Below are 23,351 nucleotides of genomic sequence, written 5' to 3'. Positions count from 1 at the left end.
GTTGAGTCCTGCCTGGCTGACGACGTACATCACGCCCTCGGTAGGCTCGGACCCATGATTCCGGAGCTGGACTGGACCGATCTCGACCGCAAGGCCGTCGACACCGCGAGGGTGCTCGCGATGGACGCCGTGCAGAAGGTCGGCAACGGCCACCCGGGCACCGCGATGAGCCTCGCGCCCGCGGCCTACCTGCTCTTCCAGAAGGTCATGAAGCACGACCCGGCCGACCCCGACTGGATGGCGCGCGACCGGTTCGTCCTGAGTGCGGGCCACAGCTCGATCACGCTCTACACCCAGCTCTACCTCGGCGGCTTCGGCCTCGAGCTCGACGACCTCAAGTCGCTGCGCACCTGGGGCTCCAAGACGCCCGGTCACCCCGAGTTCGGCCACACGGCCGGCGTCGAGGTCACCACCGGCCCGCTGGGCCAGGGCATCAGCAACGCCGTCGGCATGGCGATGGCCGCGCGGCGCGAGCGCGGGCTGCTCGACCCCGAGCCCGCCGCGGGTGAGTCGCTCTTCGACCACCACGTCTACGTCATCGCCTCCGACGGCGACCTCCAGGAGGGCGTGAGCAGCGAGGCGTCGTCGATCGCCGGCACCCAGGAGCTCGGCAACCTCACCGTCATCTACGACGCCAACCGGATCTCGATCGAGGGCGACACCCACATCGCCTTCAACGAGGACGTCGCGAAGCGCTACGAGGCCTACGGCTGGCACGTCCAGACGGTCGACTGGACCAAGGACGGCGACCACAGCGACGGGGCCGGCTACCACGAGGACGTCCCGGCTCTGCACGCCGCGATCCAGGCCGCCGACGCCGTGACCGACCGGCCCTCGCTCATCGTCCTCCGCACGATCATCGCCTGGCCCGCCCCCAGCGCGCAGAACACCGAGGCCTCCCACGGCTCGGCCCTGGGCGCAGACGAGGTCGCCGCGACCAAGAAGGTGCTCGGCTTCGACCCCGAGCAGGCCTTCGAGGTGCCCGACGACGTCATCAGCCACACCCGCTCGCTCCTCGAGCGCGGCAAGGTGTGGGGCGCCGAGTGGGACCGCCGCTACGAGGAGTGGGCTGCGGCCAACGCCGACCGCGCCGCACTGCTCCACCGGATGAAGGAGCGCGGGCTCCCGGACGGTCTCGAGGCCGCCCTGCCGTCGTTCCCCGCCGACGCCAAGGGCGTCGCGACCCGGTCGGCCTCAGGCAAGGTCATCAACGCGATCGCGCCGCTGATGCCCGAGCTGTGGGGCGGCTCGGCCGACCTCGCCGGCTCCAACAACACCACGATCAACGGCGCGCCGTCGTTCCTCCCGGCCGATCGCTCGACCGAGGAGTGGCAGGCCGACCCGCTGCAGGGCCGCGTGCTCCACTTCGGCATCCGCGAGCACGGCATGGGCGCGATCATGAACGGCATCGCGGTCCACGGCGGCACCCGCGTCTTCGGCGGGACCTTCTTGACCTTCGCCGACTACATGCGCGGAGCCGTGCGGGTCGCGGCGCTGATGCAGGTGCCGGTCGTCTATGTCTGGACGCACGACTCCATCGGTCTGGGCGAGGACGGTCCCACCCACCAGCCGGTCGAGCACCTCTGGGCGTTGCGGGCCATCCCCGGCCTCGACATCGTCCGCCCGGCCGACGCCAACGAGACCGTCGCCGCCTGGCACCAGATCCTCAAGAACACCGACCGGCCGGCCGGCCTCATCCTCACGCGGCAGAACGTCCCGGTCTTCCCGCGTGGCGAGGACGGGTTCGCCACGACAGAGCACGTCGCCAAGGGCGGCTACGTCCTGGTCGAGGCCGACGGCGGTGAGCCCGACGTCATCTTGATCGGCACCGGCTCGGAGGTGCAGCTCGCCGTCCAGGCGCGCGAGCAGCTCGCCGCCGAAGGCATCAACGCCCGGGTGGTGTCGATGCCGTCGATCGAGTGGTTCGAGCAGCAGACCCAGGCCTACCGCGACCAGGTGCTGCCGCCGACGGTCAAGGCACGCGTCAGCGTCGAGGCAGGCATCCGGCAGGGATGGCGCGAGTACGTCGGCGACGCCGGCCGCTCGGTCAGCCTCGAGCACTACGGCGCCTCTGCCGACTTCGCCCGGATCTACCAGGAGTTCGGCATCACCGCCGAGGCCGTCACCCAGGCCGCCAAGGACAGCATCGAGGCCGCCGCCAAGTAACCAGCCCCGGCGGCCGCACCAGCCAAGACTCACGAAGGAGAACCCCATGAGTGAACGTCTCAAGGCACTGGCGGACGCCGGTGTGTCGATCTGGCTCGACGACCTGTCACGCGAGCGGATCGAGACCGGCAACCTGGCCGAGCTCGTCGCGGAGAAGTCCGTGGTCGGGGTGACCACCAACCCGACGATCTTCGCGGGCGCCATCTCCAACGGCGAGCGCTACGACGAGCAGGTCCGCGCCCTGGTCGCCGACGGCGCCGACGTCGACAAGGTGATCTTCGAGCTCACCACCGACGACGTCCGCAAGGCGTGCGACATCCTCGCCCCCGTCGCCCAGCGCACCGCCGACGACGGCCGGGTCTCGATCGAGGTCGAGCCGACGCTGGCCAACGACACCGACGCGACCATCGCGTCGGCCAAGGCACTCTGGGCCGCGGTCGACCGACCCAACGCGCTGATCAAGATCCCCGCGACGGTGGAGGGTCTCCCGGCCATCACCGCCGTCATCGCCGAGGGCATCAGCGTCAACGTGACGCTGATCTTCTCCACCGAGCGCTACCAGGCCGTGATGGACGCCTACCTCGCCGGTCTCGAGCAGGCGCAGGCCAACGGCGTCGACCTCACGACGATCCGCTCGGTCGCGTCGTTCTTCGTCTCCCGGGTCGACACCGAGATCGACGCCCGACTCGAGAAGATCGGATCCGACGCGGCGCTCGCGCTCCAGGGCAAGGCCGCCGTCGCCAACGCACGGCTCGCCTACACCGCTTTCCAAGACGTCGTCGCCTCCGAGCGGTGGCAGGCTCTCGCCGCTGTCGGCGCCCACGTCCAGCGCCCGCTGTGGGCATCGACGGGCGTCAAGAACCCGGCCTACCCCGACACGCTCTACGTCACCGACCTGGTGGTCGCCGACACCGTCAACACGATGCCGGAGAAGACGATGGACGCCTTCGCCGACCACGGCGAGCTCGCGGGTGACCAGGTCACCGGACGGGCCGACGACGCCCAGGCACTGTTCGACCAGCTCACCGCGGTGGGCATCGACCTCGACGACGTCTTCACCGTGCTCGAGACGGAGGGCGTCGACAAGTTCAAGGCGTCGTGGATCGAGCTGCTCGAGACCGTCAAGGGTCAGATGAGCTGACCATGGACCCGACGACGACGCCGGCTTGGGAGCGCCTGTCCGAGCTCGCCGCTGCAGGCACCATCGACCTGCGCGCGACGTTCGCGGCCGATCCGGGTCGCGTCGAGCGGCTCAGCTTCACTGCAGCCGACCTGCACGTCGACCTGTCCAAGAACCTCGTCGACGACGAGGTGCTCGCTGCCCTGCTCCAGCTCGCGCGCGAGGTCGGTGTCGAGGAGCGCCGCGACGCCATGTTCGCAGGCGAGCACATCAACGTCACCGAGGACCGCGCGGTCCTCCACACCGCCCTGCGCAAGCCGGCTGGCAGCAGCCTCGAGGTCGACGGTGTCGACGTCGTGGCCGAGGTGCACGCCACGCTCAAGCAGGTCTACGCCTTCGCCGACCAGGTCCGCTCCGGTGCCTGGACCGGAGTCACCGGACGACCGATCGAGACCGTGGTCAACATCGGCATCGGCGGCTCCGACCTCGGCCCGGTGATGGCCTACGAAGCCCTCAAGCCCTACCGGCACGAGCGCATCGAGTGCCGGTTCATCAGCAACATCGACCCGACTGACGCGGCCGAGACACTCGCCGGGCTGGATCCCGAGACCACGCTCTTCATCGTGGCCAGCAAGACCTTCGGCACCCTCGAGACGCTCACCAACGCACGGCTGTGCCGCACCTGGCTGCTCGACGGCCTCGGAGACCCACCGGGCGCGGTGGCCCGGCACTTCGTCGCCGTCTCTACTGCCCTCGACAAGGTCGAGGCCTTCGGCATCGACCCCGCCAACGCCTTCGGCTTCTGGGACTGGGTGGGCGGTCGCTACTCCGTCGACTCGGCGATCGGCACCTCGTTGGCGGTGGCCATCGGCCCGGAGCGGTTCGCCGAGCTGCTCGCGGGCTTCCACGCGATCGACGAGCACTTCCGCACCACTCCCCTGGAGCGCAACGTCCCGGCGCTGATGGGGCTGCTCAACGTCTGGTACGTCAACTTCCTCGGTGCGCAGTCGCACGCCGTACTCCCCTACGCCCAGTCGCTCCACCGCTTCGCCGCCTATCTCCAGCAGCTCACGATGGAGTCCAACGGCAAGGGTGTCCGGTGGGACGGCGCCCCGGTCACGACCGACACCGGCGAGATCTTCTGGGGCGAGCCGGGCACCAACGGCCAGCACGCCTTCTACCAGCTGATCCACCAGGGCACCCGGCTGATCCCGGCCGACTTCATCGCGGTCGCCAATCCCGCTCACCCGCTCACCGACACCCACGACGGACAGACCGTCGACGTCCACGAGCTCTACCTCGCCAACTTCTTCGCCCAGACCAAGGCGCTCGCCTTCGGCAAGACCGCCGACGAGGTCCACGCCGAGGGCACGGCTGAGGCGATCGTCCCGGCCCGGGTGTTCACCGGCAACCGGCCGACCACGTCGGTGATGGCGCCGGAGCTGTCTCCGAGCGTGCTGGGGCAGCTGATCGCGCTCTACGAGCACATCACCTTCACCCAGGGCGTCGTCTGGGGCATCGACAGCTTCGACCAGTGGGGTGTCGAGCTCGGCAAGCAGCTCGCACTCCAGATCACGCCCGCGGTCGGCGGTGATCAGGACGCGCTCGCCACCCAGGACCCGTCCACCCGGGCTCTCATCGACTACTACCGGAAGCACCGACGGCCATGACCGGGACCGACAGCCTCCCCGAGCCGCACGTCGAGGTCCACGCCGACGCCGCGGCGCTCGCGACCGCGGTTGCGGGCGAGCTGCTCAACCGCATCGCCGACAGCCAAGCCGCCGGGCACGTGCCGGCCATCTGCCTCACCGGCGGCACCATCGCCGACGCGATCCACCGCGAGGTCGCCCGAATGGCGCCCGAGTCGGGCGTCGACTGGGGCGCCGTCGACTTCTGGTTCGGCGACGAGCGCTACGTCGACCGCGACTCCCCCGACCGCAACGCCGTCCAGGCCCGAGACGCGTTCCTCGACGTGCTGGGCGTGCCGCCGCACCGCGTCCACGAGATGCCGTCGCCGTCGTCGGCCCGCTCGGTCGACGAGGCTGCTCGCTCTTACGGCGCTGAGCTGCGCGGCTCCGCGGCGCACGAGTTCTTGGTGACGATGCTCGGCGTCGGGCCCGACGGCCACATCGCCTCGCTGTTCCCCGGGTTCAGCCAGCTGACCGCCCACGACATCGCCGTCGGCGTCACCGGTTCACCCAAGCCGCCGCCCCACCGGGTGACCCTCACGCTGGAGGCACTCGCCCACTCAGCCGCGGTGTGGTTCCTCGTCAGCGGCGACGCGAAGGCAGACGCCGTACGGCGTGCGCTCGCCGAGGACGGCACCGTCGCCGAGACGCCCGCGCGCGGGGTCCGCGGCACGGCCGAGACGACGTGGTTCCTCGACCACGACGCCGCCAGCCTGCTCTGACGCAGAGGTCAGAAGTTCAGAAAATGATCTCGCCGGACTTGCGGCGGGAGCGGAGGAGCTGGATCGCCTCGTCGAGGATGACCTCGGCCTCCTTGTCGGAGCGGCGCTCCTTCACGTAGGCCAGGTGGGTCTTGTAGGGCTCGATCTTCGGCGCCGGCGGGGCGTTCTCCGAGTCGAGACCGGCCGGGAGGCCGCACTTGGGGCAGTCCCAGGAGTCGGGCACGACGGCCTCGACCGAGAAGGCGATCACGGAGCGGTGCCCGTGCGCGCAGAAGTAGGTCACCGCCTGGCGGGGCGCGGCCTCGCCGCGCTCTGCCTCGCCCATCGGGCCTGCACCGACCCGACTACCGCGGATCGCGTTGCCACCACCTGCCAACGGACTCTCTCCTCAGACTCGGTCCGGTGGAGCTACCGGACACGCCATTCGATCTCGGGGGGACGAAGCTACTGCTGGTTACTGGTAGGCCAGCAGGAGGCCGAGCGCGATCACCGTCGCGAACCAGATCACGCCGATGCCGATCGTGAAACGGTCCAGGTTGCGCTCAGCAACCGAGGAGCCCCCCAGCGAGCTGGAGACGCCGCCACCGAACATGTCCGAGAGACCGCCACCGCGCCCCTTGTGCAACAGCACCAGAAGCACCATCAGCACACTCGAGGCGATGAGCACGATCGTGAACAGGGTTTCCAACACGTCGGGAATCCTACGTCAGGGTTGTCCGCATGCCGCACCCGGCACGACGGCGCGGACAGGGGCGTGTCGGTGTGGTGAGCGCAACGCTCCGTGGCCAGGTGGCGACCCCCGAGTTCCCCCTGCTGATCAACCCGCAACCCTGAGCTGCTCAGTCAGTTCCCAACTCGGGCAATCTGCTGCGCCTCCCGCGCCGAATGTAGGTTGCACCGCTCTTTCTCGCGACCGAAGGTTCTGACATGGGGATCCGCCTGCTCCGATACCTGATGGCGACCGCGGTCGCTGTCCCCGCCGTGCTCACCATCAGTGCGGCGCCGTCGTATGCCGCCCACCACCTCATGAACATCCGCCAGGTCTGGATCGGGACGGTTGACACCCCCGGCGACGCGCAGTTCGTCGAGCTGCAGATGCGGGCCGCCGGCCAGAATCTCTTGGCCAACCACGAGCTCTTCGTCTTCGACGCAGCCGGCACGTTGACCGACACCTTCGTCTTTCCCAGCGATGTCCCGAACGGGACCAGTCAGCGTTACATCCTGATCGCAACTGCCCCAGCAGAGTCGCTCTTCGACATCTCGGCCGACCTCGTCATCCCCCCGTCGCTGGTGCCGACCGGTGGCAAGGTCTGCTTCGAGACGGCTGTCGACTGTTTTGCCTGGGGCGACTACACGGGCAGCCCCACCGGAGTGGGCAACCCCTTCCAGCCGGAAAGTGGGCTCCCTGTCGGCGGCGAAGCCGCGCTCCGGGACATCAGTACCGGGAATCCGGCCTTGTTGGAACTCGCGGACGACACCAACGACAGTGCCGCCGATTTCGACCTTTCCGCAACTCCCGTCCCGCACAACAACGCAGGCGACGCTGGCTCGCTGCCGCCGGGTGCGCCGACGGTGACTTCTTCGACGCCGTCGGCTGGTGCCATCGCGGTGGCGTTCACACCGGGTTCGTCCGGGAGTAATGCGATCACCGGGTTCACCGCGCAGTGTGTGAGCACTGACGGAGGAGTGACGAGGTCCAAGTCGGGAGCGTCTAGTCCGCTGCACCTGACGTTGTTGTCGGGTGGGAACAACTATCACTGCCGCGTGCGCGCGACCAACGCTGTGGGGACGAGCCCTTACAGTCCCTTCGGAGCCACAGTCCTCGTGGGTGCGACGGCGCCCGGGTCGCCCACGGTCACTTCTACGACTCCGTCGGCTGGTGCGATCTCGGTGGCGTTCACACCGGGTTCGGCAGGGGGTAGTCCGATCACTGGGTTCACCGCGCAGTGTGTGAGCACTGACGGCGGCGTGGCGAGGTCCAAGTCGGGTGCGTCGAGTCCATTGCAGCTGACGTTGCTGTCCGGTGGGAACAACTATCACTGCCGGGTGCGCGCGACCAACGCTGTGGGGACGAGCCCTTTCAGTCCCTTTGGAGCAACGGTCGTGGTGGGCGCGACGGCGCCGGGTGCTCCGACGGTCACTTCTACGACTCCGTCGGCTGGTGCGATCTCAGTGGCGTTCACACCGGGTTCGTCCGGAGGTAGTGCGATCACTGGGTTCACCGCACAGTGTGTGAGCACTGACGGCGGCGTGACGAGGACCAAGTCGGGTGCCTCTAGTCCGCTGCACCTGACGTTGTTGTCGGGTGGGAACAACTATCACTGCCGAGTGCGTGCGACCAACGCTGTGGGCACAAGCCAATTCAGCCCCTTCGGGGCCACGGTCCCCGTGCCCTAGAGCTCGTGGTCCCCATCGGGTGGCGCCTACTAACTTCCTAGTTGTGGCATGTCGTAGAAGCGGCAGATCCCGCCGAACTCGTCGGCCTGCAGGCTCGCGCCACCGACGAGGCAACCGTCGATGTCGGGCTGCGCCATGATGCCCGCGACGTTGGCCGCCTTGACCGAGCCGCCGTACTGGATGCGTACGGCGTCGGCGACGTCGGCACCGTAGGACTCCTTGATCTGCGCGCGGATCGCGGCGCAGACCTCCTGGGCGTCGTCGGGGGTGGCGACCTCGCCGGTGCCGATCGCCCAGACGGGCTCGTAGGCGATGACCAGGCTCGCGACCTGCTTGGCGGTCAGACCGGCGAGCGAACCGACCACCTGAGCGGTGTTGTAGGGCACGTGGGTGCCCGCCTGACGGATCTCCAGGCCCTCACCGACGCAGACGATCGGCGTGATCTTCGCGGCGATCGCAGCCTTGGCCTTGGCCGCGACCAGCTCGTCGGTCTCGGCGTGGAACTGACGGCGCTCGGAGTGCCCCACCGTCACGTAGGAGCAACCGAGCTTCGCCAGCATCGCCGCCGAGATCTCGCCCGTGTAGGCGCCCGACTCGTGGACCGAGAGGTCCTGGGCGCCGTACTTGATCGACAGGCGGTCGCCGTCGACCAGCGTCTGCACCGAGCGGATGTCGGTGAAGGGCGGCAGCACGACGACGTCGACCTTGCCGTAGTCGTGCCGCTTGTCCGAGAGCGTCCACGCGAGCTTCTGGACCAGCACCACCGCTTCTTGGTGGTTGAGGTTCATCTTCCAGTTGCCCGCCATGATCGGCGTCCGTGCTGCCATGTCAGTCCTCTTCCAGAACGGTGATGCCGGGGAGCTCCTTGCCCTCGAGGTACTCGAGGCTGGCGCCACCGCCGGTGGAGATGTGGCCGAACGCGGCCTCGTCGAAACCGAGCGTGCGTACGGCGGCCGCTGAATCGCCACCGCCGACGACGGTCAGGCCGTTCACCTTCGTCAGCGCCGCGGCCACTGCCTTGGTGCCGGCCGCGAACGCCGGGACCTCGAACACGCCCATCGGGCCGTTCCAGAACACCGTCTTGGCGTCGGCCAGCGCGTGCGCGTAGGCGACCGCGGTGTCGGGACCGATGTCGAGGCCCAGCGCGTCGGCCGGGATCTCCGAGGACGGCACCACCGCGGGCGCGGGCTCGCGGTCGCCCGACGGGAAAGCGGTGTCGACGACGACGTCGCTCGGCAGGAGCAGATCGACACCGGCGTCGTGAGCCCGACGCAGGTAGTCGCGGCACCGGTCGAGCTGGTCGGCCTCCAGCAGGCTCTTGCCGACCTCGTGGCCCTGGGCCGCGAGGAAGGTGAACACCATGCCGCCGCCAATGACCAGCTTGTCGGCCTTGCCGAGCAGGTTGTCGATCACGCCGAGCTTGTCGGAGACCTTCGAGCCGCCCAGCACGACGACGTAGGGCCGCTCGGGGTCGACGGTCAGACGACGCAGGACGTCGACCTCGGCGGCGACCAGGCCACCCATCGCGTGCGGCAACCGCTGCGCGACGTCGTAGACCGACGCCTGCTTGCGGTGCACCACACCGAAGCCGTCGGACACGAAGGCGTCCGCGAGCGCTGCCAGCTGGTCGGCGAAGGCGCCCCGCTCGGCGTCGTCCTTGCTGGTCTCCCCGGCGTTGAAACGCACGTTCTCCAGCACGGCGACCTGGCCGTCCTGCAGGCCGGCGACGGTCTGCTGGGCCGACTCACCGACCGTGTCGGCGGCGAAGGCGACGTCCTGGCCGAGCAGGTCGCCCAGCCGCGCCGCCACCGGGGCCAGCGAGTAGGCCGGATCCGGCTCGCCCTTGGGGCGACCCAGGTGCGCCGTCACGACCACCCGGGCGCCGGCATCGGCCAGTGCCTTGATGGTCGGGACGCTGGCGCGGATACGTCCGTCGTCGGTGATCGTCGCCCCGTCGAGGGGCACGTTGAGGTCTGACCGGACGAGGACGCGCTTGCCGCTGACCTCGCCGAGTCCGGCGTACTCCCCCACGATCAGAGGGTGGCGCCGACGTGGACGATCAGGTCGGCGAGGCGGTTGGAGTAGCCCCACTCGTTGTCGTACCAGCCCGCGACCTTGACCTGGTTGCCGATGACCTTCGTCAGCGGTGCGTCGAAGATGCAGGACGCGGGGTCGGTGACGATGTCAGAAGACACGATCGGGTCGGTCGAGTACTTCAGGAAGCGACCGTCGGCGGCCGCCTTGACGATCGCGTTGACCTCCTCGACCGACGTCTCGCGCCCGGCTTCGAAGGAGAGGTCGGTGAGCGATCCGGTCGGGGTGGGGACGCGCAGCGCGTAACCGTCGAGCTTGCCCTTGAGCTCGGGCAGGACGAGGCCGATCGCCTTCGCGGCGCCGGTCGAGGTCGGCACGATGTTGATCGCAGCGGCCCGGGCGCGGCGCAGGTCGCTGTGGATGTTGTCCTGCAGGTTCTGGTCGGCCGTGTAGGCGTGGATCGTCGTCATCAGACCCTTGTTGATCCCGAGGCCGTCGTTGAGGGCCTTGGCCATCGGGGCGAGGCAGTTGGTCGTGCACGAGGCGTTGGAGATGACCGTGTGCTGCGCCGTGTCGTAGAGCTCGTGGTTGACGCCCATCACGATGGTGATGTCCTCGTTGGAGGCGGGCGCGGAGATGATGACCTTCTTCGCCCCGGCATCGACGTGGGCGCGCGCCTTGGTGGCGTCGGTGAAGAAGCCGGTGGACTCGACGACGATGTCGACACCCAGGTCAGCCCACTTCAGGGCGGCCGGGTCGCGCTCGGCGAAGGCAGCGATCTCCTTGCCGCCGACCACGATCGCGTCGTCGGTCGACGTCACGTCAGCGTCGAGGCGACCGAGGATCGAGTCGTACTTGAGCAGGTGGGCCAGCGTGGCGTTGGCGGTGAGGTCGTTGACGCCGACGATCTCGATGTCGGCGCCCGAGGCGCGAACGGCCCGGAAGAAGTTGCGGCCGATCCGGCCGAATCCGTTGATCCCTACACGTACGGTCACAGCGTTCTGCTCCTGGTCCTGGGGGGCGCGGGCGTTCAGTCACCCGCGCGGCGACCCTACCTTCAGTGTCGGCGCGGATGTGTTCCGGGTCACGTCCCGGTCAGTTGTCGCCGGCGAGCATCTCGGGGGTCAGCGACGCCTCGGTGTCGGGGATGCCGAGCTCCTCCGCACGCTTGTCGGCCATCGCCAGCAGGCGACGGATGCGGCCCGCGATCGCGTCCTTCGTCAGCACCGGCTCGTGCAGCTGGCCGAGCTCCTCGAGCGAGGCCTGCTTGTGCTGGAGGCGCAGCTCCCCCGCCATCTTGAGGTGGTCGGGGACCTCGTCACCGAGGATCTCCATCGCGCGGTCCACGCGGGCGCCTGCGGTGACCGCGGCGCGGGCCGAGCGGCGCAGGTTGGCGTCGTCGAAGTTGGCGAGCCGGTTGGCGGTGGCGCGCACCTCGCGGCGCATCCGGCGCTCCTCCCAGGCCATCAGGGTCTCGTGCGCGCCGAGGCGAGTCAGCAGTTGACCGATGGCGTCGCCGTCGCGGATGACGACGCGATCGACGCCACGCACCTCCCGCGCCTTGGCCTGGATGCCCAGACGGCGGGCGACGCCGACGAGGGCGAGCGCGGCCTCGGACCCGGGGCAGGTCACCTCGAGCGAAGACGAACGCCCGGGCTCGGTCAGGGACCCGTGGGCGAGGAAGGCGCCGCGCCAAGCAGCGACGGCGTCGCAGCCGCCACCGGACACGACGGCGGGCGGCAGACCCCGGACGGGTCGGCCGCGCTGGTCGAGCAGACCGGTCTGGCGCGCGAGCGCCTCACCGTCCTTGACCACGCGCACGATGTAGCGGCTGCCCTTGCGGATGCCGTTGCCCTGGACCATCACGACGTCGCTGGTCTGGCCGTACATCTCGGCGATGTCGCGCCGCAGGCGACGAGCCGCGGCGCCGGTGTCGAGCTCGGCCTCGACGACGATCCGACCGCCCACGATGTGGAGGCCACCGGCGAAGCGAAGCGTCGAGGCGACCTCGGCCTTGCGACAACACGCTTTGGTGACCGGTGTGCTGGCCAGTTCCGCCTTGACCTGAGCCGTCATCGCCATAGGTGGGATCTTCCCACGGAGGTCAACCACCCTCGCAACGGTCCAGGTCAGGTGGACTGCATGATGCGCGCGTAGGCCATGGCCAGCAGCTCGGGATCGTGGCGATGGCTGCCGTCGGCCATCGCGATGTCGTCGAGCACGAGCTCGGCACCGACGGCGTTGACCGTCGCCCGGAGCTCGTCGAGGTGGTCGCCGACGCTCTCACGATCGGCGAGCACCGTGTGCACGCCGAGGTCGGGTGCGTGCTCTGCGAGCACGGCGAGGTGGTCGGCCGGTCCGAACCCGTGCGTCTCCCCCTGCTGCTCGGCGAGGTTGAGCACCACGATGAGTCGGGCCGCAGTCGAGCCCAGGGCCTCGCGCAGCTGCGGCACCAGCAGGTGCGGGATCACCGACGTGAACCACGAACCAGGTCCCAGCACCGCCCAGTCGGCCTCCTCGATGGCCGTCAGCACCGCCGGGCTCACCTCCGGGTCGGGCGGCTCGAGAGCGATCGAGGCGATCACGCCCTCGGTCGTGGCGACCTCGACCTGGCCCCGCACCGTCGTCAGACGATCCGGGTCGCCGTCGTCGGCCCGGACCTCCGCCGTGATGTCCATCGGCGTCATCGCCATCGGCAGCACCCGACCCTTGGCGCCGAGCAGCCGCCCGACCCAGTCGAGGGCGTCGACGTGGTCGCCCAGCAGCTCCCAGAGCCCGACGATCAGCAGGTTGCCGACCACGTGGCCGCGCATCTCGCCCTCGCCCTCGAACCGGTGCTGCAGCACCCGGGCCCAGGTGTCGCCCCACTCGTCGTCGCCGCAGAGCGCCGCCAGCGCCATCCGGAGGTCGCCCGGCGGCAGCACGCCGAACTCACCGCGCAGCCGGCCCGACGATCCACCGTTGTCGGCCACGGTCACGACGGCCGTCAGCTCATCGACGGTGAGGTCGTCGACGAGGATCCGCAGAGCGGTGAGCGACGCATGCAGGCCGTGCCCACCGCCCAGGGCCACCACGGCCTGGGCGCGTTGACCGGCCATCACTCGCGACCCAGGTCGCGGTGGATCGCGCGGGCGAGGTAGCCCAGCTCCTGGAGGCGGCGGGCGATCTCCTCGCTCATGGCCACGCTGCGGTGCTTGCCGCCGGTGCACCCGATCGCCACCCGCATGAAGCGCTTGCCCTCACGCAGGTAGCCCTCGGCCACCCCGGTGAGCAGTCGGATGTACTGCTCGAGGAAGTCCTCGGCACCCGGCCGGCTCAGCACGTAGTCGGACACGTCGCGGTCGCGCCCACTGTGAGCACGCAGCTCGGGCACCCAGTGCGGGTTGGGCAGGAAGCGCATGTCGGCGACGTAGTCGGCGTCGACCGGGATGCCGTACTTGAAGCCGAAGCTGATCGTCGTGACCCGCAGCTGCATCGTGTCGAGGGTTCCGAAGGACTCCCCGATCCGATCCGTCAGCTGGTGCACGTTGAGGTTGGTCGTGTCGATGACCAGGTCGGCGTCGCTGCGCAGGTCGGCCAGCACGTAGCGCTCGCGCTGGAGGCCGTCGAGCAGGCGACCGCCCTCCTGCAGCGGGTGGGGCCGGCGGGCGGCCTCCTGGCGTCGGACGAGTACGTCGTCGGTCGCATCGAGGAAGACGAGGGTCGTGTTGCGCCCGCGGACCCCGTGGGCCAGGGCGCTGCGCAGCCCCTGGAAGAACGACCCGGAGCGGACGTCGACGACGACCGCGATGCGTTGGCTGCGCCCCTGGCCGGCGTCGACGATGCGCACAGCCTCGGCGAGCATGCTGGGGGGCAGGTTGTCGATGACGAAGTAGCCGAGGTCCTCCAGCTCCTTCGCGGCCGTGCTGCGGCCGGCACCGGTCATGCCGGTGATGACCACGAGCTCACCGACGCCGGTCTGGCCGTCCTCCTCCTGGCTCACGTCGACCCCGCTCATGTCGCCGTAGTCTTCCCGGTCTTCTGCGTGCGTGTCGCGTCACTCGCCGTGATCGCGTCCTTGATCGCCTCGGCCGTTCGCGGCCCGATGCCCGGCACGGCGGCGATATCGGCGGCCTCGGCCTCGCGCAGCTTCTTCAGGGACCCGAAGTGGCGCAGCAGCGTCTTGCGGCGCACCTCCCCGAGTCCGGGGACGTCGTCGAGCAGGCTCTCGACCATCGACTTCGACCTGCGGCCCCGGTGGTGGGCGATGGCGAACCGGTGCGCCTCGTCACGCACCCGCTGCAGGAGATAGAGGCCCTCGGAAGAACGAGGCAGGATGACGGGATCCTCCTCGCCGGGGAGCCAGACCTCCTCCAAGCGCTTCGCCAGCCCGCAGATCGGGATGTCGTCGATGCCGAGCTCGTCGAGGGCCCGCTGGGCCGCGGCGACTTGCGGGGCGCCGCCGTCGACGACCACCAGGCCGGGTGCGTAGGCGAACTTCCGCGGCCTGCCGGTGTCGGGGTCGACGAGCATGGGGCCGTCCTCGCCCATCCGCTCCTCCGAGCGCGCCTGCTCGTCCAGCAGCCGCCGGAAGCGCCGGGTGATGACCTCGTGCATCGCTGCCACGTCATCGGACCCGTCCTGGTCGCGGATGACGAACCGGCGGTACTCCCCCTTGCGCGCCAGCCCGTCCTCGAAGACCACCATCGACGCCACGATCTCGGTGCCCTGCGTGTGCGAGACGTCGTAGCACTCGATCCGCAGCGGTGCGTCGTCGAGCCCGAGCGCGTCGGCGATCTCGGCCAGGGCCAGGTTGCGGGTGGTGAGATCGCTGGCGCGCTTGGTCTTGTGGATCGCGAGGGACTCGGCCGCGTTGCGCGCGACGCTCTCCTGCAGCGACTTCTTGTCGCCGCGCTGCGGCACCCGGATCGACACCCGCGAGCCGCGCAGGTCGCTGAGGAGCTGCTCGAAGGTCGCGGTGTCGGGCGGCAGGACCGGGACGAGGATCTCCTTCGGCACGGTGTCTCCCGTGTCGTCCCCACCGGCGTAGAGCTGGAGCAGGAAGTTCTCGACCAGGTCGGCGGTGCCGCTGTCGTCGGTGCGGTCGGCGACCCACCCCCGCTGACCGCGCACCCGCCCGCCGCGCACGTAGAACACCTGGACGGCGACCTCGAGCGGATCCTCGGCCAACGCGATGACATCGGCGTCGGCACCGTCGCCGAGCACGACGGCCTGCTTCTCCAGCGCCTTCTGCATCGCACCGAGGTCGTCGCGGAGGCGAGCGGCCTTCTCGAAGTCGAGGGCGTCGCTGGCGGCGTACATCTCCTGCTCGATGCGCTTGGTGAACGGCTTGGTGCGACCCGCCATGAACTCGCAGAAGTCGTCCACGATCGCGCGGTGCTCGTCGGCGCTGACGTTGCCGACGCACGGCGCCGCGCACTTGTCGATGTAGCCGAGCAGGCAGGGGCGACCGATCTGCTGGGACCGCTTGAAGACCCCGTTGCTGCACGACCGCATCGGGAAGACACGCAGCAGGATGTCGACGGTCTCGCGGATCGCCCACGCGTGGCTGTAGGGGCCGAAGTAGCGGGTGCCCTTGCGTTTGGCGCCACGACCGACCATCACCCGCGGGAACTCGTCACCGACGGTGACCGCCAACCACGGGTAGGACTTGTCGTCGCGGTACTTCACGTTGAAGCGCGGATCGAACTCCTTGATCCAGGAGTACTCCAACTGGAGCGCCTCGACCTCGGTCTTGACGACCGTCCACTCGACCGACGCGGCGGTGGTGACCATGCTGGCCGTGCGCTGGTGCAGGTTGCCGATGTCTTGGAAGTACGACGACAGCCGCGCCCGCAGGTTCTTCGCCTTGCCGACGTAGATGACCCGGCGCTGCTTGTCGCGGAAGCGGTAGACCCCTGGCTCGGTCGGGATCTCGCCCGGCTTGGGGCGGTAGCTCAGCGGGTCGGGCACAGCCCCAACCCTACGGACCGCCATCGACAGGGTGATCGGAAGACGCATGCACCGGTTGCGTGAACGGGCGGCTCTGCGGAGAGAGACTGGCGAGCATGACGGGTCCGGGCGGTTGTCGTGACGACTACGGCTATCCCCTGACGACGAGTGCACAGGCTGCCGAGGCCTACGTCGACGGCGTGCGGGACCTGCTCCGCCTCCGGCGCGACGCCCACGTGCGGATCGCCGCCGCCCTCGCCCACGACCCCACCTTCGCGCTGGCGCATGCCGACCTCGCCCTGCTCGGTCACGAGATGTGCGTCGACGTGGACATCGCGTCCCGGCTCGACGACGCCCGTCGGCTCGCGGGCCGCGCGAGCGACCGGGAGCGCAGTCACGTGCACGCTGTCGACCGGCACCTTCAGGGCGAACACGCGCCGCTGCTCGCCCACCTGGTGGCCTATCCGCGCGACGCCGTCCTGCTGTCGGTCGCGATGCCGACGATCGCCTTCGCCGGCGTGACCGAGGTCCCCGCGCACGCGTGGGCGATCGTCGAGGGTGCCGGGCCGTCCTACGGCAACGACGCCTGGTACCTCGGGCTGCTCGCCTTCGTCCGCCAGGAGCAGCGCAGGTACGACGAGGCGATGGCGCTCTCGTGTCGCGCCCTCGCTGCCGACCCCGCCTCCGGACACGCCGCCCACGCCCGAGCGCACGCCCACTACGAGAAGGGCGACCACGTCGAGGGCCTGTCCTGGATGGATGACTGGGTGAGCGGCGTCGGCGCCGATACCGAGAGCCTGACCCACTTCTCGTGGCACGCCGCCTTGCACGAGTTGTCGCTGGGCGACCTCGACGCCGTACGACGCCGCTACCTCACCCAGCTCCAGCCGCGCCGTGCCGTCGGCTGCCGGGCGCTGGTCGACACCGGCTCGCTGCTCTTCCGGTGGGCACTGACGCCCGACGCCGACGACGTGCCCGACCTCGAGGAGGTCGCCCGGGTCACCGGCCGAGGCGTGCTCGAGGCGCCGGCCACGCCGTTTCTCGGCCTCCATGCCGCGATCACCCTGCTGGCGATCGGCGACCTCGACGGGCTGCGCCGACTGGGCGCACGGTGCGGGACCCACCCGCACCCCGCCCACCGAGAGGTGGTGGCGCCCCTCGTCGACGCGCTGTGCGCGCTCGGCGCCGGGCGCGCGTCAGAGGCAGCCGACCGGCTGGCCGCGCTGGCTCCCACCACCTGGCGGCTGGGCGGCTCCGACGCCCAGCGCGAGATCCTCGAGGAGGCCCGGATCGCCGCCCTCCTCCGGGCCGAGCGGTACGACGACGCGCGCATCGTCCTCGATCGACGCCTCGACCGGCGCCCGTCCCCGCGCGACGCACGCTGGCGGGAGTCGGCGCTCAGGCCTTGAGGACCTTGTCGCCCTTGACCTCGATGGCGACCTCGGCCAGCGGTTGCGACGCCGGGCCCTGCGCCACGGCGCCGGTGGAGAAGTCGAACTCGCTCCCGTGGTTGTCGCAGTGGATGACACCGTTCTGGACCTCACCGACAAGCAGCCCCTGGTGGGTGCACACCGCGGTGAACGCCTTGAACTCCCCGGCGGTCGGCTGCGTGACGACGACCTTCTGGTCGACCAGGACGATCCCGCCCTGGACGGGCACCTGGTCGGTGGTGGTCAGCTCGGTGCCCGAGGCGATCTCCTTGTCGGCGCTGTCGTCACCGCCGGCACAGCCGGCCAGCACGGCCGCGACACCGAGGGCGCCGAGGCCTTGGAAGACGATCCGCCGGGTCGCGCGGACGTCGGTCACAGGTGCGCTCATCCGATGGTGATCGCGCCGTCGGCGACGGTGATGTCGACGCTGCCGAGCGGCGCCGTGGCCAGGCTGTCGGAGGTGGGTTGGCCGGTGTCGATCGCGAAGTGGCTGCCGTGGCACGGGCACACGACGAAGCCGTCGGAGAACGAGGCCACGATGCAGCCCTGGTGGGTGCAGACGGCCGAGAAGGCCTTGAACTCGCCCTCGGTCGGCTGCGTGATGACGGTCTCCCCCGCGATGATGCCGCCGCCGACCGGCACCTCCGAGGTCGGGATCCCCCCGCCGCCGGCGGCCGTCGACGAGCCTTCGGTGCCGGGATCGGTGGGCTCCGCCGTCGTCGTCCGCTTCGTCGTGGCCGACGGGCTCGTCGCGTCGGTGACGTCCTGCGCGCTTCCGTCCGAGCCGTCGTCGCCGCAGGCCGCCAGCAGCGGGACGCCGATCCCGATCGTGGCTGCTCCTGAGAGCGCGCGTCTCCTGCTGATGGCAGATCTGGTGTCCGTCATGACTCCACTAACGGACAGCGCGATCGGATGGTTCAGCCGATGAGCGGATTCTTGGAGTCCTCACAGGCTCAGCGCCGCGCGGTGCTGCGCGTCTTGGCGGTGCTCGTGGCGGCGGCCGCACGCTTCCGCTTCGGTTGAGCGGCCGCGCGGCCCTCAAGCAACGGCTTGAGGAACTGCCCGGTGAAGCTGCCCGGAGTCTCCGCGATGTCCTCGGGCGTGCCCTCGCCGACGACGGTGCCACCGCGCGAGCCGCCCTCGGGGCCCATGTCGACGATCCAGTCGGCCGTCTTGATGACGTCGAGGTTGTGCTCGATCACCAGCACGGAGTTGCCCTTGTCGACCAGCGAGGACAACACGCCCAGGAGCTTGCGGATGTCCTCGAAGTGCAGACCCGTGGTCGGCTCGTCGAGGACGTAGACCGTGCGACCGGTCGACCGCTTCTGCAGCTCGGTCGACAGCTTGACCCGCTGCGCCTCACCGCCGGACAGTGTCGTCGCCGGTTGGCCGAGGCGGACGTAGCCGAGGCCGACCTCGACGAGCGTCTTCATGTGGCGAGCGATCGCAGGCACGGCCCCGAAGAACTCCAGCGCCTCCTCGATCGGCATGTCGAGGACCTCGGCGATGGTCTTGCCCTTGTAGTGGACCTCGAGCGTCTCGCGGTTGTAGCGCGCTCCGTGGCAGACCTCGCACGGCACGTAGACGTCGGGCAGGAAGTTCATCTCGATCTTGAGCGTGCCGTCACCGGCGCAGGCCTCGCAGCGGCCGCCCTTGACGTTGAACGAGAACCGGCCCTGCTGGTAGCCGCGGATCTTCGCCTCGGGGGTCGAGGCGAAGAGCTTGCGGATGTGGTCGAAGACGCCCGTGTAGGTCGCCGGGTTGGACCGCGGGGTGCGGCCGATCGGGCCCTGGTCGACGTGGATGACCTTGTCGACGTTGTCGATGCCGGTGATCTTCTGGTGCCGGCCCGGGATCGACCGCGCGCGGTGGAGCTCCTTGGCCAGGGAGGTGTAGAGGATGTCGTTGACCAGGGTCGACTTGCCGGAGCCGGAGACTCCGGTGACCGCGACGAACAGCCCCAGCGGGAAGGTCACGTCGATGTTCTGCAGGTTGTGCTCACGCGCACCGTGGATCTTCAGCTCACGCCCGACGGTCCGCGGCCGCCGCACCGGAGGCACCGGGATCTCGCGGCGACCCGACAGGTATTCACCGGTCAACGAGTCGGGGTGCTCCAGCAGGCCCTTGACCGAGCCGGAGTGGACGACCTGACCACCGTGCTCACCGGCGCCCGGGCCGATGTCGACGACCCAGTCGGCCACCCGGATGGTGTCCTCGTCGTGCTCGACCACGATCAACGTGTTGCCGAGCTCCTTGAGTCGGACCAACGTCTCGATCAGGCGCTGGTTGTCACGCTGGTGGAGGCCGATCGACGGCTCGTCGAGCACGTAGAGCACGCCGACGAGGCCGGCGCCTATCTGCGTGGCCAGCCGGATCCGCTGAGCCTCGCCGCCCGAGAGGGAGCCCGAGGGGCGGTCGAGGGTCAGGTAGTCGAGGCCGACGTCGAGGAGGAACTGCAGCCGCTCCTGGATCTCCTTGAGCACCCGCTCACCGATCTGGCGCTCACGCGTCGAGAGGTCGACGTTGCGCAGGTAGTCGGCGGTTTCGTTGATCGGCCGGGCGCAGAGCGACGCGATGTCGATGCCGCCCGACTCCTTCGCACCGAGGGTCACCGACATCGAGACCGGCTTGAGCCGCGAGCCCTCGCAGACCGGGCACGGGACCTCGCGCATGAAGCCCTCGAAGCGCTCGCGGCTGACGTCGCTCTCCGCCTCGCGGTGACGTCGCTCGACGTAGGAACGCACGCCCTCGAAGTCGGCGTAGTAGGCGCGCTCGCGGCCGTAGCGGTTGCGAGTGATGACGTGGACCTTGGTCGGGTGGCCGTCGAGGATCGACTTGCGCGCCTTCGGAGCGATCTGCTCCCACGGCGTGTCCATGTCGAAGCCCAGCTCCTCGCCGAGCGCCTGGACGAGCTTGCCGAAGTAGTCGGCGACGTGGGCGTGGCTCCACGGCTGCAGAGCGCCCTCAGCCAGCGTCGCGGTCGGGTCGGGGACGACCAGCTCCGGGTCGACCTCCATCCGAGTGCCGAGACCGGTGCAGGTCGGGCAGGCGCCGAAGGGGCTGTTGAAGGAGAACGACCGTGGCTCGAGCTCGTCGGTGTCGATCGGGTGCTCGTTGGGGCACGCCATCTTCTCGCTGAACCGCATCTCGCGGCCCGGGTCACCCTCGGGCAGGTCGACGAAGTCGAGCACCACGATCCCGCTCGCGAGGCCCAGCGCGGTCTCGACGGAGTCGGTGAGCCGGCGCTTGGCCGATGCCTTCACCGCGAGCCGGTCGACGACGACCTCGACGCTGTGCTTGATCTTCTTGTCGAGCTTGGGCGGGTCGTCGAGGTTGTGGATCGCGCCGTCGACGCGTGCCCGGCTGAAGCCCTGGGTCTGCAATTGGCGGAACAGGTCGACGAACTCGCCCTTGCGGCCGCGGACGACGGGCGCCAGCACCTGGAAGCGGCGGCCCTCCTCGAGCGTCAGCACCCGATCGACGATCTGCTGCGGCGTCTGCCGTTCGATGGGCGAGCCACAGGTCGGGCAGTGCGGTCGGCCCGCGCGCGCGTAGAGAAGGCGGAGGTAGTCGTAGACCTCGGTGATGGTGCCGACGGTCGAGCGCGGGTTCTTGGAGGTCGACTTCTGGTCGATCGACACCGCCGGCGACAGTCCCTCGATGAAGTCGACGTCGGGCTTGTCCATCTGACCCAGGAACTGGCGGGCGTAGGCCGACAGCGACTCGACGTAGCGACGCTGACCCTCGGCGAAGATCGTGTCGAAGGCCAGGCTCGACTTGCCGGAGCCGGAGAGCCCGGTGAACACGATGAGGGAGTCGCGAGGCAGGTCGAGCGAGACGTCCTTGAGGTTGTGCTCGCGGGCACCGCGAATGATCAGCTGGTCGGCCACCCCGTCAGTCTCACACGGGCCACCGACACCGCCGATTCCGAGGCTCGGGGTGAGGTGGATGATGGGCGCGTGAACCCGGTCGAGGCCCTTCTCGAGGCCACCACCCGCTACTTGACCGCCCTCGACGGCGTGACTGAGGAGCAGCTGCGCGAGCCCAGCCAGCTGCCCGGCTGGACCCGCGGGCACGTCGTCGCGCACATCGCGCTCAACGCCCACGGCTTCGCCCGCGCGCTCCGCGGCACCCGGACGGGCGAGCCGATCCCCATGTACGACTCCCCGGAGGCACGCAACGCCGACATCGAGGAGCGGGCAAGCGGCTCCCGCGACGAGCTGGCCGCGTTCAACCAGATGGCCTCGCTCCGCCTCGCCGGCGAGCTCCGGCTGATGAAGGCGCTCGCGACGATCGAGCGGCTCCCCGGAGGGGTCGTGCTCGACGCCGCCCAGGTGGTCGAGCTGCGCTGGCGCGAGGTCGAGATCCACCACGCCGACCTCGATATCGGCTACCTGCCGTCCCACTGGCCGACGCCGTTCGCGGCGTACCTCCTCGAGACCGCGGCCGACGACCGCAGCCAGGAGGTCAGCCTCACCCTGCACGCCCGCGACATCGACAAGACCGTCCTGGTCGGCAAGGGTGGCCACGGCGTCGCCGGGTCAGCCGGCGACCTCGCCTGGTGGCTGGTCGGCCGCGGCTCCGGCGAGGGCCTCACCTCGACCCGGCCACTGCCCGAGCTGGGATCCTGGAAGTGAGCGACACCGAGATGACCTACACCGGAGCCGTCACCGTCGGCGGCGCCCCTGACGTCCGCGAGCTGAGCCGCCTCACGATCACCAAGGTGGCCGTCGACGAGCAGACCTCCAACAACGCCTACCTGCTGCGCTGCACCGACACCGGTGAGCAGGTCCTGATCGACGCTGCCGCGACGCCGGAAACGCTGCTGCCCCTCATCGGCGACGCCGGGCTGACCACGGTCGTCACGACCCACCAGCACTGGGACCACCACCGCGCGCTCGCCGACGTGGTCGCGGCCACCGGCGCCTCGGTCGTAGCGGGCGAGCCCGACGCCGATGCGATCACCGAGCAGACCGGCACCGAGGTCGACCGGCGGGTGGGCGACGGCGACACGGTCGCGGTCGGCTCGTGCCAGCTCGAGGTCATCCGGATCACCGGGCACACGCCCGGTTCGATCTGCCTGCTCTACCGCGACCCCGACGGCCACCCGCACCTCTTCACCGGCGACTCGCTCTTCCCGGGCGGGGTGGGCGCGACGTTCGGCGACAGCGCCGCGTTCGCGACCCTGATCGACGACGTCGAGGCGAAGCTCTTCGGCATCCTTCCCGACGACACCTGGTTCTACCCGGGCCACGGCAACGACTCGACCTTGGGCGCTGAGCGGGCCCAGCTGGGCGAGTGGCGGGAACGCGGTTGGTGACCGACTCCGCCGACGACGCCGCGAGAGAGTCAGGTCGCGAGGAGACCGGGTTCCTCATCCCCGACGAGCGGTGGCCACCGATCACCGTCATCGTCCGCGGGCTGATGACCGTCGCCGCCGGGCTGGGCACCGTGTGGTGGGCCTGGCCCGACCCGACCGACAACGGCGCGATGGTCATCTTCGTCTGCGCCGGCCTGCTGCTCGCGTTCGGCGGGGCGCTCATGCTGGCCTACGGCATCGTGCGGGTAGGCCAAGAGATCAGAGGGCAACGCAGGTGAACGACGACAAGTTCCGCAACAGCCAGCGGTACGGCGCCCCCTCGCGTTGGCGGGCGCTCGCCCTCGGCCTGCCACCGGCGATCCTCATGATCGTGGTCGGCGGCTACTGGACCCTGTCCGCGTGGGGTGTGTTCGGCGAGGCCGACAAGTCGGCCACGGCTGAGTTCGTCGGCCCGATCATCGCCGGCTTCGGTGTCGCCCTCGCCTACGTCTGCCTCCGCCCGCGCCCCTGAAGTGCGCGTGACGGTCGCCACGTCACGGATGG

Annotated in this window: 22 protein-coding genes; 10 read left to right on the top strand and 12 right to left on the bottom strand. The window is 69.9% G+C overall.

Features of this window, described 5'->3' with window-relative positions; genetic code table 11:
• The first annotated feature begins 54 nt into the window (after positions 1 to 54).
• Genes tkt through pgl form a run of 4 tightly spaced genes read left to right on the top strand, consistent with a single transcriptional unit; the run spans position 55 to position 5,696 of the window.
• A complete protein-coding gene (gene tkt / locus F0U44_RS18280) occupies positions 55 to 2,166 on the top strand; it encodes a transketolase (protein WP_149729787.1) in 2,112 nt (703 codons plus the stop codon).
• 46 nt (positions 2,167 to 2,212) lie between these two features.
• Positions 2,213 to 3,307 carry a transaldolase gene (gene tal / locus F0U44_RS18275; RefSeq protein WP_149729786.1) on the top strand — a complete coding sequence of 365 codons (1,095 nt, stop codon included), beginning with the start codon at positions 2,213 to 2,215 and terminating at the stop codon, positions 3,305 to 3,307.
• Positions 3,308 to 3,309: 2 nt separating this feature from the next.
• Entirely contained in the window at positions 3,310 to 4,956 is a 1,647-nt protein-coding gene (pgi, locus tag F0U44_RS18270; RefSeq protein ID WP_149729785.1) for a glucose-6-phosphate isomerase, read from the top strand.
• Positions 4,953 to 5,696, top strand: a complete 744-nt coding sequence (gene pgl / locus F0U44_RS18265; RefSeq protein WP_149729784.1) for a 6-phosphogluconolactonase — start codon at positions 4,953 to 4,955, stop codon at positions 5,694 to 5,696. Before pgi ends, pgl begins: the two co-directional genes overlap by 4 nt.
• Before the next feature lie 16 nt (positions 5,697 to 5,712).
• Here the strand turns inward: pgl and F0U44_RS18260 are convergent, their stop codons facing one another.
• Entirely contained in the window at positions 5,713 to 6,072 is a 360-nt protein-coding gene (locus F0U44_RS18260; RefSeq protein ID WP_118926768.1) for an RNA polymerase-binding protein RbpA, read from the bottom strand.
• A 78-nt stretch (positions 6,073 to 6,150) separates the two neighbouring features.
• A complete protein-coding gene (gene secG / locus F0U44_RS18255) occupies positions 6,151 to 6,384 on the bottom strand; it encodes a preprotein translocase subunit SecG (protein ID WP_149729842.1) in 234 nt (77 codons plus the stop codon).
• Between the two features lie 239 nt (positions 6,385 to 6,623).
• Between secG and F0U44_RS18250 the strand changes: the two genes are divergently transcribed.
• Entirely contained in the window at positions 6,624 to 8,093 is a 1,470-nt protein-coding gene (locus F0U44_RS18250; RefSeq protein ID WP_149729783.1) for a fibronectin type III domain-containing protein, read from the top strand.
• Positions 8,094 to 8,122: 29 nt separating this feature from the next.
• Here F0U44_RS18250 and tpiA read toward each other — a convergent pair whose 3' ends face one another.
• The 7 genes from tpiA to uvrC form a co-directional block, all read right to left on the bottom strand.
• Positions 8,123 to 8,920 (bottom strand): triose-phosphate isomerase, encoded by a 798-nt coding sequence (tpiA, locus tag F0U44_RS18245; protein ID WP_149729782.1) that lies wholly within the window; start codon positions 8,918 to 8,920, stop codon positions 8,123 to 8,125.
• 1 nt (position 8,921) lies between these two features.
• Positions 8,922 to 10,124, bottom strand: a complete 1,203-nt coding sequence (locus tag F0U44_RS18240; RefSeq protein WP_149729781.1) for a phosphoglycerate kinase — start codon at positions 10,122 to 10,124, stop codon at positions 8,922 to 8,924.
• Between the two features lie 2 nt (positions 10,125 to 10,126).
• Positions 10,127 to 11,122, bottom strand: coding sequence for a type I glyceraldehyde-3-phosphate dehydrogenase (gene gap, locus F0U44_RS18235; protein WP_149729780.1), 996 nt, complete (start codon positions 11,120 to 11,122; stop codon positions 10,127 to 10,129).
• Positions 11,123 to 11,222: 100 nt separating this feature from the next.
• Complete coding sequence (gene whiA, locus F0U44_RS18230) at positions 11,223 to 12,209, bottom strand: DNA-binding protein WhiA (RefSeq protein ID WP_149729779.1); 987 nt, start codon at positions 12,207 to 12,209, stop codon at positions 11,223 to 11,225.
• A gap of 47 nt (positions 12,210 to 12,256) precedes the next feature.
• On the bottom strand, positions 12,257 to 13,225 hold the full coding sequence (locus tag F0U44_RS18225) for a gluconeogenesis factor YvcK family protein (protein ID WP_149729778.1): 969 nt from the start codon (positions 13,223 to 13,225) through the stop codon (positions 12,257 to 12,259).
• Entirely contained in the window at positions 13,225 to 14,124 is a 900-nt protein-coding gene (gene rapZ / locus F0U44_RS18220) for an RNase adapter RapZ (RefSeq protein ID WP_149729777.1), read from the bottom strand. The genes F0U44_RS18225 and rapZ overlap by 1 nt, the downstream gene beginning before the upstream one ends.
• Positions 14,121 to 16,079: an excinuclease ABC subunit UvrC gene (gene uvrC / locus F0U44_RS18215; protein WP_438616515.1), complete on the bottom strand. Its 1,959-nt coding sequence runs from the start codon at positions 16,077 to 16,079 to the stop codon at positions 14,121 to 14,123. The genes rapZ and uvrC overlap by 4 nt, the downstream gene beginning before the upstream one ends.
• Before the next feature lie 95 nt (positions 16,080 to 16,174).
• On the opposite strand from uvrC, the gene F0U44_RS18210 reads away from it, so the two are divergent.
• Entirely contained in the window at positions 16,175 to 17,467 is a 1,293-nt protein-coding gene (locus F0U44_RS18210; protein WP_149729776.1) for a tetratricopeptide repeat protein, read from the top strand.
• Here the strand turns inward: F0U44_RS18210 and F0U44_RS18205 are convergent.
• From F0U44_RS18205 to uvrA, 3 genes are all read right to left on the bottom strand, one after another.
• A complete protein-coding gene (locus tag F0U44_RS18205) occupies positions 17,457 to 17,876 on the bottom strand; it encodes a Rieske (2Fe-2S) protein (RefSeq protein ID WP_149729775.1) in 420 nt (139 codons plus the stop codon). The two genes, F0U44_RS18210 and F0U44_RS18205, sit on opposite strands and share 11 nt — an antisense overlap.
• Positions 17,873 to 18,373, bottom strand: a complete 501-nt coding sequence (locus F0U44_RS18200) for a Rieske (2Fe-2S) protein (RefSeq protein ID WP_149729774.1) — start codon at positions 18,371 to 18,373, stop codon at positions 17,873 to 17,875. Before F0U44_RS18200 ends, F0U44_RS18205 begins: the two co-directional genes overlap by 4 nt.
• 68 nt (positions 18,374 to 18,441) lie before the next feature.
• Positions 18,442 to 21,378: an excinuclease ABC subunit UvrA gene (uvrA, locus tag F0U44_RS18195; protein WP_149729773.1), complete on the bottom strand. Its 2,937-nt coding sequence runs from the start codon at positions 21,376 to 21,378 to the stop codon at positions 18,442 to 18,444.
• A 69-nt stretch (positions 21,379 to 21,447) separates the two neighbouring features.
• Between uvrA and F0U44_RS18190 the strand changes: the two genes are divergently transcribed.
• Genes F0U44_RS18190 through F0U44_RS18175 form a run of 4 tightly spaced genes read left to right on the top strand, consistent with a single transcriptional unit; the run spans position 21,448 to position 23,319 of the window.
• Positions 21,448 to 22,125: a maleylpyruvate isomerase family mycothiol-dependent enzyme gene (locus tag F0U44_RS18190; RefSeq protein WP_188113548.1), complete on the top strand. Its 678-nt coding sequence runs from the start codon at positions 21,448 to 21,450 to the stop codon at positions 22,123 to 22,125.
• A gap of 11 nt (positions 22,126 to 22,136) precedes the next feature.
• Positions 22,137 to 22,808: an MBL fold metallo-hydrolase gene (locus F0U44_RS18185; RefSeq protein ID WP_149729840.1), complete on the top strand. Its 672-nt coding sequence runs from the start codon at positions 22,137 to 22,139 to the stop codon at positions 22,806 to 22,808.
• A complete protein-coding gene (locus tag F0U44_RS18180; RefSeq protein WP_149729771.1) occupies positions 22,805 to 23,086 on the top strand; it encodes a hypothetical protein in 282 nt (93 codons plus the stop codon). The genes F0U44_RS18185 and F0U44_RS18180 overlap by 4 nt, the downstream gene beginning before the upstream one ends.
• Complete coding sequence (locus tag F0U44_RS18175) at positions 23,083 to 23,319, top strand: hypothetical protein (protein ID WP_149729770.1); 237 nt, start codon at positions 23,083 to 23,085, stop codon at positions 23,317 to 23,319. Before F0U44_RS18180 ends, F0U44_RS18175 begins: the two co-directional genes overlap by 4 nt.
• The last annotated feature ends 32 nt before the right edge of the window (positions 23,320 to 23,351 follow it).

Source organism: Nocardioides humilatus (assembly GCF_008373755.1).
GTDB classification, from domain to species: Bacteria; Actinomycetota; Actinomycetes; order Propionibacteriales; family Nocardioidaceae; genus Nocardioides; species Nocardioides humilatus.
This window is presented reverse-complemented; position numbering and strand designations above follow the sequence as displayed.